Below are 14847 nucleotides of genomic sequence, written 5' to 3' on the forward strand. Positions count from 1 at the left end.
CCCCAGAAAGGCTACAGTAAAGCTACGGAGGCGGAAGCGCTGCCTGAAGGTTTCTGCGGGATTCTGGGCAGAATGCTCTTAATAAGTTGAGATCCGTGGCATCCGTCTTGGGTTGGGATTTGACGCACGGGGAGAGAGCGGTATGGGCAAAGTCATCGGGATTGACCTGGGAACCACCAACAGTTGTGTGGCGGTTTTGGAAGGGGGGCAGCCTGTGGTGATCACCAATGCCGAAGGAGGGCGCACCACCCCCAGCATCGTCGGCTTTGCCAAGAACAATGTCCGCCTGGTGGGTCAACTGGCCAAGCGTCAGGCGGTTACCAACGCGGAAAATACCATCTTCAGCATCAAACGCTTCATCGGCCGCACCTTTGCCGAAACCGAAGAAGAACGGAAGCGAGTTCCCTACAAAGTCATCCCCGGCCGGGACAACATGGTGGAGGTGGTGGTGCAGGATCGCGCCTACACACCCCAGGAGATCTCCGCCATGATTCTGCAAAAGCTGAAGGCCGATGCGGAGGCTTATCTGGGGGAGCCGGTGACCCAGGCCGTGATCACCGTTCCCGCCTACTTTACCGATGCCCAGCGCCAGGCCACCAAAGACGCGGGCACCATTGCCGGACTGGAGGTATTGCGCATCATCAACGAACCGACGGCGGCCGCCCTGGCCTACGGGCTGGACAAACAAGATCAAGATCTGCGCATCTTGGTTTTCGACCTGGGTGGCGGCACCTTCGACGTCTCGGTGCTGCAACTGGGCAGCGGCGTGTTCGAGGTGCAAGCCACCGCCGGCAACAACCATCTGGGCGGCGATGACTTTGATCAGAGAATTGTCGATTGGCTCAACCGCCAGTTTTTGGAGACGGAAGGGATCGATCTTTCCCGGGATCGCATGGCCTTGCAGCGGATGCGGGAGGCAGCCGAGAAGGCCAAAATTGAGCTGTCCAGCACCCAGGTTACGCTCATCAACCTGCCCTTTATCACCGCCGACGACTCCGGGCCCAAACACCTGGAAGTGGAGCTGACCCGCGCCAAGTTTGAGGAGTTGGTGCGGGATCTGGTGGAAGCTACTGTCGAGCCCACCGAGCAAGCCTTGCGGGATGCCGGCCTCTCCCCTGAGGATATCGACCGCGTGCTGCTGGTGGGTGGCTCTACCCGCATTCCCGCTGTTCAGGAGAAGATTCGGCAAATCTTCAAAAAAAACCCGGATCGCTCCGTCAACCCCGACGAGGCCGTAGCCCTTGGCGCGGCCATCCAAGCAGGGGTGGTGGGCGGAGAAGTGAAAGACCTGCTGCTACTGGACGTGATTCCCCTCTCCATTGGTGTGGAGACCCTGGGCGGGGTATTCACCCGCATCATTGAGCGCAACACCACCATTCCCACCAGCAAAACTCAGATCTTCTCTACGGCCACCGACGGCCAGAGCGTGGTGGAGATTCACGTTTTGCAGGGGGAGCGGGCCATGGCCAAGGACAACAAGACCTTGGGCCGCTTTCAACTGACCGGGATCCCGCCAGCTCCCCGGGGGGTGCCCCAGATCGAAGTCTCCTTTGATATCGATGCCAACGGCATTCTGAAGGTCTCGGCCCGCGAGAAGGGGACGGGGATCGAGCAGAGCATCAAGATCACCAACAACGGCGGCTTGAGCAGCAGCGAGATCGAGCGGATGCGTCGGGAAGCCGAGGCCTACGCCGAAGAAGATCAGCGCCGGCGGCAGTTGGTGGAGGCCCGTAACCAGTCGGACAGCCTGCTCTACAACTACGAGAAGACCCTGCAGGAGCACGGCAGTCGCCTTAGCGAGATCCGCCTCCAGCGGGGGGCGCAGGCGGCGGGCACATTGAGGGCGCTGCTGGCAGATGATAACGTAGACTTAGCAACTTTACGGAACGCAATGGAAGAGCTGCGGGCTGTACTCCTGGAGATGGGGAGTGAGATCTATGGCACCCGCTGAGAATGCTCGGCGAAGGCTTTTGTTCAGCTCTGGGGCAGGGCAGGGGGCGTTGCCTGGGCCATTCGTTAAGCTGTGTTTCCGGCGTCATTCCATCCTTGTTCTCTGAAGCGCTTCTATGGCTCGTGACTACTACGAAATCTTGGGGGTTAGCCGTGATAGCTCCAAGGAAGAGATTAAGCGCGCCTATCGTCGGCTGGCCCGCAAGTATCACCCTGACGTCAACAAAGAGCCAGGGGCTGAGGATCGCTTCAAGGAAATCAACCGCGCCTATGAGGTGCTCTCCGATGACGAGCTGAGGGCTCGCTACGATCGCTATGGCGAGGCAGGGCTAAGCGGAGCAGCAGCAGCCAGCGGGTTCCAGGATTTTGCCGGAATCGGTGGCTTCGCTGACCTTTTCGAGAGCTTCTTCACCAACTTTGCGGGAGGGGGAGTTGGCTACAGCCGCAGCCGCCAGGGGCCGGTACGCGGGGATGACCTGCGCTTTGACCTAAAATTGGAGTTTCTTGAGGCCATCTTTGGGGGCGAAAAGCAAATTCGCATCAGCCACTTGGAGGTCTGCCCGGTCTGTGGGGGCAGCGGGGCTAAGCCCGGCACAAATGTGAAAGTTTGCCCCACCTGTGGTGGTGCTGGTCAGGTGCGGCGGGCCACCCGCACGCCCTTTGGCAATTTTACCCAGGTCTCGATCTGTCCCACCTGCGGCGGTGCCGGCCAGGTGCTGGAAGAGCCCTGCTATAACTGCAATGGGGAGGGGCTGGTCCAGACCACCAAGAAGCTGCGCATCAACATCCCTGCCGGCGTGGATAGCGGCACCCGTCTGCGGGTCTCTGGCGAGGGGGACGCCGGTCGGCGCGGTGGCCCACCGGGAGATCTCTACGTCTACCTGTTTGTGGAGCCAGATCCCGACTTCCAGCGAGATGGCCTTACCATTCTCTCGGAGGTACGGGTGAGCTATTTGCAGGCCATTTTGGGGGCTAAAGTCTCAGTGCCCACGGTGGACTCGAAGGCGGGCCTGGAGGAAGAGGTGGAGCTGACCATTCCGGCGGGTTCCCAGCCGGGTACGGTGTTAACTCTGGAGGGCAAGGGGGTACCTCGCCTTGGCAATCCGATGTTGCGGGGCGACCACAAAATCACCCTGGTAGTGGAGATTCCCACCCGCATCAGCCCTGAAGAGCGGGAACTGCTCCTGCGCCTGGCCGAGTTGCATGGGGAACGCATCAACAAGCGGGACGGTTTCTTGGGCGGGCTGTTGCGGGGGCTGGCCCAAATGCCCGGCAACCGAGAGCGAGAAGAAGAATGACGGCGGAGGCAATTCCCCCCCAGGAGGTGAAGCTGGTTCTGGATCAACGCGGGATCCCTTGCCCGCTTAACTACGTGCGGGCCAAGCTACGCCTGGAACGCATGGCCCCGGGGGAGCTTTTGGAGCTGTGGCTGGATGCGGGGGAGCCGCTGGAGCAGGTGCCCAATAGCTTGGCGATGGCCGGCCATCGCATCGAAGGCCAACAAGCTGCGCCGGAGGGGCATCACATCCTCTGGGTGCGCCGCGGGGACTCGGCATGAGCCACCTGAGCTGGGATGGAGCGGGACAGGCCGCCGGAGAGGGGGGTCAGGGATCCGCCTGCACCGGCTGGGTGCGCGCCGCCCAGGCCAACTTTTATCGCGTGCGCATCGATCCTGAGCTAGCTGCCCTTTTTCCTGAGATCGAGGCGCATTTCCCGGCCCAAAAGCCGATGCCGGCTGAGCTTCTCTGCACTGCTCGGGCCAAGCTGAAAAAGATGGGGCAGCAGGTGATGGTGGGGGACTGGGTGGAGGTTAGCTTGCCGCCGGTTGCCGACTCTCTCTGGCCGGAGCGGGGGGCAATTGAGGCCATTCTGCCGCGGCGAACTCAGTTGCCTCGACCGGCCATCGCCAACATAACCCAAGTCTTGGTGGTGGTGGCTCTAGTGGATCCGGAGCCCGAGCCCAATGCCCTCAGCCGTCTGCTGGTACAGGCTGAGGCCAGCCACCTGCGGGTTCAGGTGGTGTTCAACAAGTGCGATTGTGTAGAGGCGGCGGTGGCAGAGAGCTGGCGACAGCGTCTGCAGCGGTGGGGGTATGAGCCTCTATTGGTCAGTGCCCTTACTGAGGCAGGGATCCCCGAGCTGCGCCGCCGCTGTCGGGATCAGATTTCGGTGGTGGCCGGCCCCTCAGGGGTGGGCAAATCCAGCTTGCTCAATCGGCTGCTGCCGGAGGCGCGGCTGGCCACCCAGGCAGTATCGGAGAAGTTGCGCCAGGGGCGGCACACCACCCGCCACGTAGAGCTGTTTCCCTTGCCGGAGGGCGGTTGGATTGCCGATTCGCCCGGCTTCAATGCCGGCGAAGGGATCCCACCCGTTGCACCTTTGCAGCTAGCTGGCTGCTTTCCCGAAGTCAGGGAGCGGCTGGGCACCTGTCAGTTTCGCGATTGCTTGCACGATCGGGAGCCGGGCTGTGGGCTGCGGGAGCTGGACTGGGAGCGGCGAGCGTTCTACTTGCAGCTTTTACACGAACTTCAGGAGGCGCAATCGATGGATTCCGCCCCCCCTCGCCAGGACGCCTACCCTATCTTCTCCAAGCATTACGGGGAAAAGAGCAGCCGAGGTCTTCTCCCGCGGCATCGACCCTCTTCTCGAAAGCAGGGCCGCCAGACCCTGTCCGATCCCGAGCTCGGCCAGCAGAACGGTTGAATCTGGACATAGCTTTTCTTGGGAGCTGTTGCCGACGGCCGGGTTTTTGGCAGCGGTTGATCGCCCCAGCCGCTTGCCTCATGATGGTAGTACCTCGCAGGCCATGCTTTTCAGAAAAGCCATCGTGAAGGGCCTCAGAGGAGCCTTCCTAGTAGTTTTAGATACACGCACCTCCGCTGGGCAGCTCCCTATGGCAGTCTCGGATCCCCTTCGCCTTGTCGTGCAAGAAGTGCAGCGGGACGGGTACGCAGACCGGGTGAAAAAGTTGGTTTACTTCACCTGCACCCGCAGTTGGGAAAGCAATGCCAGCAAGCTGAACGAGGAGGAATTGAAGGCGCTGTTGGAGCAGCTCTGCCGAGAGCACGCCACGCTTGAGGCTCTGGGCCAGTGTTTTCGCAACGCCATCAACCAGATCAACAAGAAGGCTGAATACGCCCGCGTCGCCAAAATGCTCCTGAGCAAGCTCCAGCCCCTCTACCAACAGTCTCAATCGGAGCCCGGCAGCCCTCTGACTGCTTCAGTCGGAGATCTGCCCGCTTGGGTGGCGCCTGCGCCCAGCTTACCTCTGGGATACGGTGGCCTACAACTGCACAAGCAAGACTACGACCCGTTCGAGTTGCGGGCAGGGGTGATGCAGCAGACAAGTCCCTTGCGGGCCAAGCTGGTTTTGTTCACAGCTTTGCACCACAAGCTAGAGCCCACTGTGCAAGGGTTGGCGGCCCTACGGCGCTACAGTCTCGACGAGCTGCTCAGAGCCCTTTACGACGCCTGCAACTCCCCGCAGGAGCTGGAAGCGCGGCTGCAACAGGCGGTGCAGCAGCTCCAGGAACCGGAGCAGGATAGCCAAGCAGCTAACGCCGTGCTGCAGATGCTGCAGCCCCTCTACGTTTACGTGTCCCAAGAAACGATGGCTGGTGGGGGGTTAGCTGCCGAGAGCTGTGCCGCCGATCTCGATTGGCTCAATGGGGAAAATGCCGTCGGCACCGGCGGGACGGAGTCCAGTCACATCACCTGGCTGGAGTCCGAAATTCCGAACGATGGGAAAGCAATAGCCGAGCCCCCTGCTTTTTCTGCCCCTGCCGTCCTGGCGCCAGAGCTTCCAGAACCCTGCCGCCAACTGCTGCATCGTAGCGCTGGATCCCTGATGGCCACCATCGAGAACACCCTGAGCGAGTTGGGCAACGCCCTGGATGAGGGGCTGCAGGACGAGGCTCCGGCCCAATACCTGAGCCTCAAACACCAGGTGCTGCGCGGCCTTCTGAAAGACGTAGAGGGATCCGCTGCCCTGTTCAGAGGGATCCTGAGTAAGCTGGAGCAATCGGAGTGGAGTTTGCTGCGGCCCGCTGGCAGTGGGGGACAGCCAGGAGAGATGGCCGAGATGCCGCTTCAGTTGGGGGATCCCTATGCCGCTCTGCGGCAGGTGCTGGCCACCAGCGAGCTGGCCCGCCAAAAGCCCCAGTTGGAGCAGGAAGTGATGCGCTTGGTGCGGCGCAGCATTGGCGCGATCAAAACCGCCATTGAAAATGCCCTGAGCGAGCTGGGCCAGGCATTGGACGAACAGTTCCAGAGCCGTCCCCTAGAAGAAGCCTTGGTTTTCAAGTACCAGACGTTGCGCACCTTTTTGCAGGAAGTGGAGGAGATCTCTACGAAATTTGCGGCTCTGTTGGAACGTATGGAAGAGGCAGAGCGCCGTCTGTTCGGGCTGGTTTGAGGGCCAAACCCCCTGTTGGGGATCCCGTCTAGCACTCATAGCCATCGACTTCGGATTCCATACCCTGTCGCCAATGCGCCGCTCTAACTCCCCTCTCCCAAAAGGAGAGGGGCTGGGGTGAGGGCGGCGCAGAGCGGTAGGGAAACATCGTGATTTTCTTCTAGAATGTCCACCAGTTCAGATCCCCCCTCTCTGCCTATGGATGCCAAGGAGCTGCTCCGCCTCTACCGGGCAGGACGCACTAACTTTGCGGGCGAAAACCTAGCCGCCCTGGATCTAAGCCGGGCCGATTTAATCGGGGTGGATCTCTCACAAGCCGACCTGCACAGCGCCAATTTGATCTTTGCTTTTCTGGGGCGGGCCAAGCTGCAGAAGGCCAACCTCGTTGGAGCTAACCTTGGGGGGGCCAACCTCAGCCAGGCGGACTTGAGCGAGGCGGATCTCAGAGATGCCCAGTTGCACGGCGCCACTTTGCAGGGGGCAGATTTGCATGGGGCCAACCTGACCCTGGCCCTGCTGCTGGATGCCAATCTGCTGGATGCGGATCTGCGCTGGGCTAACCTCACCAGCGCCAACTTGGGGGGGGCTTGCCTGCGGGGGGCCAACTTGCGATTCGAGAGCCGTCGGGGAGCGGTGTTGCGCAACGCCAATCTCAGCCGCGCCGACCTGAGCGGGGCCAACCTGGCGGGAGCAGATTTGACGCGAGCTGACCTGAGCGGGGCCAATCTCAAAGAGGCCAGTTTAATTGGAGCCCACTTACAGGGAGCCAACCTGCAGCGAGCCTGTTTGCGCGGGGCCATCCTCAGCAACGCCGACCTGAGAAGGGCTTCCTTTTTGGGCGCAGACCTCCAGGGGGTGCAGATGGGGCGGGCCAATTTGAAGGAAGCTATGCTCAGCCAGGTCAACTTGACGGAGGCCAACCTCAGCGAGGCGGATCTGGCGGGAGCAGATCTTTCCGCCGCCTGCCTGCGCTCGGCCAAGCTGGCGCGGACGGATCTGAGTCGGGCCAACCTAGCCGGGGCCGATCTGAAATCAGCGAGCCTGGTGGATGCCTATCTGGGCCGCACCAACCTGGAAAATGCCGATCTCCGCGGGGCCATCCTCACCCGCGCCGACCTCAGCACGGCCAACCTCGTGGGAGCCAACCTGCGCGGGGCAACCCTGCCGGATGGACGGATTGGGTGAGCAAGGCGGGGATCCGCCCTGGAGAAGGTGAGGTTTTCCGCTGTCCTGGGAGCACCACAACCGCTAGCCTACAGGGGAAGGGTGGGATCAAAGGGATCCGTGAACAGCCGCCGATTTCTGTCCTTGATGGAAGCCTTGTGGGCTGCTCTACCCTTGCCAGAATGGTTGCCGGGGGCGGGGGAGCGCTCTTGGCAGCAGACGGTGGCAGCCCTGCTCCAGCTATGGCAAGAGGTGGGACAGTTTGGAGTGGTGATCGGGGGGCCAGTCTCCTGGTGGCCCCCTTGGGTGGTGCGGGATCCCTTGCCCCAACTGCCCCTGCCCATGGATGCGCTGCATCCTCCCCGCCGTTCTTGGGAGCCGGCACGGGAAACCCCCTGGTTGTTCAGCCCGGATTTTTCCCCTGAGTCAATCCTCACCCCTGGGCAGACGGTGATCCCTCTGCTGCCGCGGGATCCACTGGTGGAGGAGCCTTTTCTGTTGCTGCTCACCCCTGTTTTTTCGGCAGTAGCCGCCCAGGGTTACCATCCCCACACCCGGCAAAGGGGGATGATGGTATCTTTCGAGCCGGAGGTGATCCGACGAGCCTGGCAGAGCCTGGAGCAACGGGTTCAACAGGGCAGGCCAGACCGGCTCGCCGCTTGGCAGGAGTTGGCTCGCCGCTATCCCCTGATGAAGCCGCATGTACGGGTGTTGGCCCGCTTCAGCAGCTTCCTTCTGCTGGGTAACCTGGCCGAGTTTGGATCCCCACCCGCCTGCCTGCCCCCTGCCAGGGCAGAACAGGAGGCTGCCCCTGCGCCTCCACCGCCACCAGCAGCAAGGCAGATCCCGGCTTCTTCATCTTCCGCTTCCTCGCCAGCGCCTGCGCCTCCCGCCCACCGCCGCTCCTCCGCTCCCCAAGCCGAGCCAGAGCAAGTCAGCAGCCTCTCGGAGGCGGAGTTGTTGCGGGCTCTCATCCACGAGATCCAGACGCCCCTCAGCACCATCCGCACCTTGGTCAGCCTCATCCTGAAGCGGCGCGACCTGCCACCGCGGGTGCGGGAATACGTGGAGAAGATCGACCGCGAGTGTACTGAGCAGATCAACCGTTTCGGTCTGTTTTTCCAGGCCACAGAAACGGTCATGTCCGCTGCCACGCCAGGCGAGGGACGTCGGTTGCAACTGGAGCCGATTGCGCTGGTGGACTTGGTGCGGCAAAACCTGCCCCGCTGGCAGGAACAGGTGGAACGGCGGGGATCCCACCTGGAGCTGGAGATCCCTGATGAGCTGCCCGATGTAGTTAGCGATCCCAAGGCGCTGGAGGCGGTGCTGTTCGGGATGATCGACCGTCTTGCCCGCAGCACCCCTGCCGGCAGCCACATTCGCGCCCAATTGGTTAGCGCTGGCGAGCTGGTCAAACTGCAATTTCAAGTGGACACCCCAGAAGGGAGCAGCACCGCTGCTGCTCCAGAGCCCAAATCGCCGCAAGCAATTGGGCAGTTGTTGGTGGTACAGCCAGATACAGGCGCCGTTAGCCTCAGCCTGGCAGTTACCCAAACCCTGTTCCGCGCCTTGGGGGGCTACCTCACTGTGCGCCACCGCGCCCATCGGGGGGAAATCCTCAACATCTACCTACCTCGCCAGCTCTAGTCCGCCGGCCTGGAGCCGGTCTGAAGTGGCAAATCCCAGGGAGGATGGGGCTAGGATCGATTTGCTTGCTCCAGGAGAGTTGAGAGAGGGGATCCATGCCGAGAGCGAAAAAAGTTGCCGAACCTCACCCAGAGCCTGAGCCCGTCTGTGGGGGCGGGGATCCCAGGCCTGGCGGGGGGATCACCCTATCTGCCCAGCAGCTCTCCACCTTGCTCCACGAGATGCGCAATCCTCTAACTGCCCTGAGCACGTTGGCCAAGTTGTTGCAAAAGCGTCTGCCCCCCGACGATCGCAACCATTGGATTGGCCTCAGCATTGAGCAAGAGTGCAGGCATCTGCAGGATCTGCTGGCGGAGCTCGAGCGCTTGGACGGGATCCCAGCCCCTCTCCACCTGCGGCCACTTGCCTTGGCCGACCTGCTCCGGGAGTGGATCCCCATCTATCAGGCTCTGGCGGAAGCACAGGGACATCGCTTTCAGGCCGTTCTTCCCCCTTCCCTGCCGCCGGTACAGGCGGATCCCCGCGCCCTGCGCCAGGTGTTGGATAACTTAATCGACAACGCCTGCAAGTACACCCCGCCCCCCGGCGACATCCAGCTCAGGGTGGAGGTCAAGCTCACCGAGGAAGCGAGAGGCTCAAGCGCCTCCTCTCGCCAAGAGGTGTGGATCGCCGTCTGTGATAACGGCCCCGGCATCCATCCCGAGAACCTGGAGCGGATCTTCGATCCGTTTTTTCGCGCTGATCTCACCAAGCCTGGGCAGGGGCTGGGGTTGGCCATTAGCCGCGACTTAGCCACCCAAATGGGAGGAGATCTCCAGGTGGAAAGCTCCCCCCAGGGCTCCTGCTTCCGCCTCAGATTGCCCACGGCCCAGTAGGGCTTGAAAATGTGAGCAGGGATGTTTCTCCCAGCCAAAATCTTGAAGCTATCCAGGAGCTGCCCAATGGCCCCCTCCGCTCAAGCCAAATTGGAACCTGCCTCGGCACGGGCCCGCATTTTGTTGGTAGATGACGAGCCAGGCTTGCGGGAAGCAGTGCAAGCCTACCTAGAAGACAGCGGCTTTGAGGTGATCCCGGCTGCCAATGCCCAGCAGGCTCTGCAACTGCTCAGCACGGCCCAGCCCCAGCTAATTATCTCCGACATCATGATGCCGGGCATGGACGGCTACCAATTTTTGGCGCAATTGCGAAAACTCGAGCCCTACAGCCATCTGCCGGTGGTGTTCCTCACCGCTAAAGGGATGACCGCCGACCGCATTCAGGGCTACCGGGCCGGCGTCGATGCCTACTTGCCCAAGCCCTTCGATCCGGAAGAGCTGGTGGCCATTGTCTCCAATCTCATTGAGCGCTCGCGCGCGGCCAGCCCTTCGGAGGTGGTGGCCCGCGAGCTGGCCTCGATTCGCGCCCTGCTGTCGGAGCGAACTCTCCCCCCGACCAGTCCCTCTCAGCCCCCCACCTCAACTCCTTTACCCCCACCGATTAAGGTGGAGCTGACGCCGCGGGAACAGCAGGTGTTGGAGAAGGTAGCAGAAGGTCTGATGAACAAAGAAATTGCCAAACAACTGCAAACCAGCGTGCGCAACGTGGAAAAATACGTCACCCGCCTCCTCAACAAGACGGGCACCAGCAGCCGCACCGAGCTGGTGCGCTATGCCCTCACCTACGGCCTGATCCGGTTGTAGCCCTCACCCCCCCCCTCTCCCTCTGGGGGAGGGGAGAAGGAGCTTACGGCTGTGGCTGGGGCGGCACGGTAACCAGCAGCTCCAGCCCAAAAGCATGCTCCCCGGCGGGGTAGCTGGTGATCCCTATCCCATCGATGCGGGTCAGCAGCTCACGGGCTTCCGGCTCTACGTTGGCCAGCCCACCCGGCAAGGCGGCTTCCAGCACCGTGCGGAGGCCTCGCCAATTCAGCAAAAAGTAGCCGTAGTTGGGCTTGGGCAACTGGTTGTAGAGGGTTTTCAGCGGCTCGGTTTGAGGAAGCAGATGGCCCTGGCGCTGGGCAAGGCTTTGCAGCGCCGCCGTGCTGGTGGTAACCATCAGGTAGTTGCCTTCCCAGGCACGGGTTAGAAGCGGACGGTTAAACAAGGGATCCGCCCAGGTTACCTGGCCATCGGCTTCCGTTACTCGCGCGCCCGACTCCTGAGCCAGCCGATCCAACTGGGCCAGGGCCGCGTTGGCTTTGTCTTTTTGGCTGCTCTCGATGATCAAAGCCGCCCCCATGCCTTGCAAGAGGGGGTGGGCCTGGGCATCGGGCGCCACCAGCAAGGCCATCTCCCCATCCAGCCAAGCCATCAGGTCTCGATCCAGATCCAGGCGGGTGTTGGTGCGGAACTCGGCCCGCAGTTCATCCAGGGACTCTTTGGCCTGGGGATCCTTTTCCAGCTCCGCCACAGCCGCTTGCCAGCGTTGGGCAACCTGCTGGGTGGTGACTACCAGCAGGGCATTGCCGGGCAACCGCTGGATCAGCTCGCCCCGGGCAGTCTGCCACTTGCCCAGCAGCGGGGTTTGGGGATCCAGTTGGGTGAGTAGGCGCGTCTGCAGGCCCTGCTCCCGCCAGTGGGCAGCCATAGCCAAAGAGCGCAGCGGCTGCAGGGATCCCAGCTCCGCCGGATCCCAGTCCCGCGTCCAATCTCGGAAAGACTCGGGATCCTCCTGCAAAGCCTGGAAGTTGAAGTAGGCAAAAGCCAAGGTGCCCGGCTTCTGGTAGAGATCGCCCACGGCAGTGCGGAAGCCTTCGGCGCGGCTAATGGGCTCCGCCTGGCCGCGATAGACAGCAATCGCCTGCTCCATCACCTTGGGATCGTTGGCCAGGGCCACGAAACGGCTGCCAAACTCCGCAGTCACCCATCGCTGGCCCGGCTCCCCATTGGTTTGCACGTAGAGAGTCACCCCTTGCTCCTGGCGCTGCTCGAAGTTGGCCCCTTCCGCCTCTGCCTGTTGCCGCACTTGGGCCAGGAATTGCCTGGACAGATCGGCGTTGCGGGTGCTGGCTCCAAAGAGGATCCCAGGCACCGGCTCCGCAGCCCCCGGCACCAGGTTGGGGATCACCACCGCCAGTGTGAATTGATCCCCGGCCCAGGTCTGGATCTCCTCGCGGGAGAACTCCTGGCCGGTGCTGGCCCAAGCTTCTGCCGTCCAGCTCTCCCAACGGGCCAAAAGGTCAGGGTGGGTACGCAGCGCCTCTTCTGGTTTGGTGGAAAAGGCCAACACTAGGGGTGCCGATTGGGGAACCAGCGCCGTCTCCGGCAGAACATCGCCGGGCAACTGCACCTGGGGTGCCCTAAGCTGGCAGGAGCCCAAAAGCCAAGAGCCCCCCACCGCCATCAATGTCAGGGAGAACGGACGGGGGCGACGATAAAGTTGGGCTTGCATACCACACCTGCAACGAGCCGTCCTCTTGAGCATAAGCGATGAACTCGAAGGCTGTCTGTGATCCCAGGCCCGCCCGCCGAAATTCTGTAGAAATTAGTTACTTGGGTCGGGCGCGGGCAACCAGCTCATCCACATATTCGTTCCAGCGCAGACCTCGGTGGGCCGGGATCCAGACCACCCGCACCTGCGGGCACTGCCGTTTCAGTTGATACAGCTCTTGCACCAAGTCCAGGTTTTCCACCGGCCCCGTACGCCGTCGCCACCCCTGCGCTGCCCAGCGCTCCATCCAATCGTTGTAGGTCTGCACACAGAGATGGGAGTCGCTGTAGATGGTGTCCATGCAGTTGTCCTGGGTATCGCGGCAGTATTGCAAGGCCCGAATGAGACCGGTCAATTCCATGCGGTTGTTGGTGCTGGCGGGATCCCCTCCGTAAAACTCATCCACAATCTGGTCATCCTCAACCACCACCACCGCCCATCCCCCTGGCCCTGGATTGGGAGAACATCCTCCGTCGGTAAAAATGCCACTACGGGGGCAATCAGCTAGCCGTCGCGCTACTTGGCGGTTGCCCAGGTGTGAGCTTTTGGCCATGATGGGATCCCTAACCGACACCAGAAACTGCATTCTATCCTCTGGAGGCGTGTCAGCGCCGTCGGCTATTGTGGATAGCCCTGGAAAAGTATCCTTTCGCGCTACCGGCAGCATATGTAGAGGTATCAGAAGCCGAGTTGTTTGGCGAAAAAGCGCGAATAAAAACCCCCAGAAAAGCTGGGGGAGGAGTGGTGTGTTGAGGTGATGAATACTTGCATGATATCTCCTGAAGCTGGTGGGTAGACGCAAATGACGAACGATCTCTGCGTTTTCTTGCAGAAATCCTTGCAAATGTGAGAAAGCGCCAGACACTAGAAATCAGGACGGTAGAGAAACTCTATTCCTTCTTGGTCACCAATAGTGTTTTTTCTCTGAACAGATGCCTTACTAAGCGCTAGATGTAGAGAAGATCCAACCATCTTTTTTATGCGCCTGCCGCTGACACTAGGGGTTGTGTCAGGCCCATGTGGGTATAAAGGCGGGAAAAGTCAAAATTCGCTGACATTAACTCCTGGATGCAGCGGACTTTGACCTCCTCGTGCAGGCGGATCTGGCCGAAAACCCGCTCGATGCGATTGATGGTGGTGAAGGTATCCAGATCCACGGAGAGGATCGGTACTTCCAACTCTTCGGCCCGCGCCCGGATGCGGGGATCCAGAGGCAGCTTGCCCGTCAAGATGAGGCAGAGGGTGGAAGTTTCCAGGGCGGCCAGTTGAATATCGGTGCGATCGCCGCCGGTGATTACCGCCTTGTGCTCCAGCTTGCGGAAGTACTTTAAGGCGGAGTTGACGTTCATCGCCCCCACCGCAATGTCTTCGACCATCAAGTCCATCCGATCCGGGCAGCAGAGCACCTCCGCCTCCAGTTGCCGCGCCAGCTCGCCGACGCTGATGCTGCGCAAAATGCGGTGGGAGGGCAAAATGCCCAAAACCGGGATCCGTTGCCCCTCCAGGAAGGGTCGAACGATGGTCTTTGCCGGCTCCATCTGGTCGGGCGGCACATCGTTGAGCAGCACGCCAGCCAAATGGGATCCCAGTTGGCGATGGGCAAAGAGGAGGGAATCGACGGCTGAGGGAGAGTGGTAGCGGCTGATCAGCAGCACCGACGCCTCCAGGGCTTGGGCCATTTTGGCCAAGGAGAGGCCGAACAGCTCTCCCTCATAGAGATCGGCTGGGCCCTCTAGCAGGATCAAATCTGCAGCGGATCCCTCGGCAAACTCCCGCAAAGGGGCGACAGAGCACACGGGATCTGGCTCCCCCAGAGACTGCTGGATATGGGTCAGCAAAGCGTCTTCGTCGAGCTGGAAAAGCATGGGGGGCATCTGGGTCAGCCGCAGCGTATCCGCTACAAAGCGCATATCCGGATCCATCCCTTCCGGGGATCCATTCTCCCGGGCGCAAGATCCGAGCGGCTTCCCATAAGTAATTTTCACTCCTTGTTGCTGCAGATGCTTGGCCAAACCCAAGACAGCCGCTGACTTGCCGCTGAAAGGTTCGGTAGAACCGATTAGGAGGAACTTGGACACGGAGAGCTCCCAGTACGCAAGGGACAACGAGGGTGTGGCTGAAGTTACCTGTTACTCAGTCTAGCGGAGGCCGCTCGGGGGAAACCTCGGGTCTGATCCCTGGTCTCCCCCTTTGGATTTCCTTGTCCTCTGGTCAGCTAGAAACCGCAGGAGCCCCGCCCTGTACCCCCGTATACGGGGGGAGGG

At 61.4% G+C, this 14847-nt stretch carries 12 protein-coding genes; 9 read left to right on the forward strand and 3 right to left on the reverse strand.

The window, feature by feature from the left end:
- Positions 1 to 142: 142 nt before the first annotated feature.
- From dnaK to NW852_RS05800, 9 genes are all read left to right on the forward strand, one after another.
- Positions 143 to 1951 carry a molecular chaperone DnaK gene (gene dnaK, locus NW852_RS05760; RefSeq protein ID WP_414365167.1) on the forward strand — a complete coding sequence of 603 codons (1809 nt, stop codon included), beginning with the start codon at positions 143 to 145 and terminating at the stop codon, positions 1949 to 1951.
- A gap of 115 nt (positions 1952 to 2066) precedes the next feature.
- Positions 2067 to 3248 carry a molecular chaperone DnaJ gene (gene dnaJ / locus NW852_RS05765; protein WP_414365165.1) on the forward strand — a complete coding sequence of 394 codons (1182 nt, stop codon included), beginning with the start codon at positions 2067 to 2069 and terminating at the stop codon, positions 3246 to 3248.
- Positions 3245 to 3508: a sulfurtransferase TusA family protein gene (locus NW852_RS05770; protein ID WP_414365163.1), complete on the forward strand. Its 264-nt coding sequence runs from the start codon at positions 3245 to 3247 to the stop codon at positions 3506 to 3508. The genes dnaJ and NW852_RS05770 overlap by 4 nt, the downstream gene beginning before the upstream one ends.
- Positions 3505 to 4653, forward strand: coding sequence for a ribosome small subunit-dependent GTPase A (gene rsgA, locus NW852_RS05775; protein ID WP_414370572.1), 1149 nt, complete (start codon positions 3505 to 3507; stop codon positions 4651 to 4653). Before NW852_RS05770 ends, rsgA begins: the two co-directional genes overlap by 4 nt.
- 190 nt (positions 4654 to 4843) lie before the next feature.
- Positions 4844 to 6364 carry a hypothetical protein gene (locus tag NW852_RS05780; protein ID WP_414370573.1) on the forward strand — a complete coding sequence of 507 codons (1521 nt, stop codon included), beginning with the start codon at positions 4844 to 4846 and terminating at the stop codon, positions 6362 to 6364.
- 198 nt (positions 6365 to 6562) lie between these two features.
- Positions 6563 to 7549 (forward strand): pentapeptide repeat-containing protein, encoded by a 987-nt coding sequence (locus NW852_RS05785; protein ID WP_414365180.1) that lies wholly within the window; start codon positions 6563 to 6565, stop codon positions 7547 to 7549.
- A gap of 126 nt (positions 7550 to 7675) precedes the next feature.
- Positions 7676 to 9175: a sensor histidine kinase gene (locus NW852_RS05790; protein ID WP_414426543.1), complete on the forward strand. Its 1500-nt coding sequence runs from the start codon at positions 7676 to 7678 to the stop codon at positions 9173 to 9175.
- 95 nt (positions 9176 to 9270) lie between these two features.
- Entirely contained in the window at positions 9271 to 10050 is a 780-nt protein-coding gene (locus NW852_RS05795) for a sensor histidine kinase (RefSeq protein ID WP_414365156.1), read from the forward strand.
- A 66-nt stretch (positions 10051 to 10116) separates the two neighbouring features.
- Positions 10117 to 10854: a response regulator gene (locus NW852_RS05800; protein ID WP_414365154.1), complete on the forward strand. Its 738-nt coding sequence runs from the start codon at positions 10117 to 10119 to the stop codon at positions 10852 to 10854.
- A 43-nt stretch (positions 10855 to 10897) separates the two neighbouring features.
- Here NW852_RS05800 and NW852_RS05805 read toward each other — a convergent pair whose 3' ends face one another.
- The 3 genes from NW852_RS05805 to NW852_RS05815 form a co-directional block, all read right to left on the reverse strand.
- A complete protein-coding gene (locus NW852_RS05805; protein WP_414370575.1) occupies positions 10898 to 12544 on the reverse strand; it encodes a DUF3352 domain-containing protein in 1647 nt (548 codons plus the stop codon).
- 97 nt (positions 12545 to 12641) lie between these two features.
- Entirely contained in the window at positions 12642 to 13169 is a 528-nt protein-coding gene (locus NW852_RS05810) for a ribonuclease H family protein (protein ID WP_414370576.1), read from the reverse strand.
- Positions 13170 to 13560: 391 nt separating this feature from the next.
- On the reverse strand, positions 13561 to 14661 hold the full coding sequence (locus tag NW852_RS05815) for a phosphotransacetylase family protein (protein ID WP_414377068.1): 1101 nt from the start codon (positions 14659 to 14661) through the stop codon (positions 13561 to 13563).
- Positions 14662 to 14847: the final 186 nt, after the last annotated feature.

This window comes from Synechococcus sp. H60.1, assembly GCF_047462335.1.
In the GTDB taxonomy this organism is placed as follows: Bacteria; Cyanobacteriota; Cyanobacteriia; order Thermostichales; family Thermostichaceae; genus Thermostichus.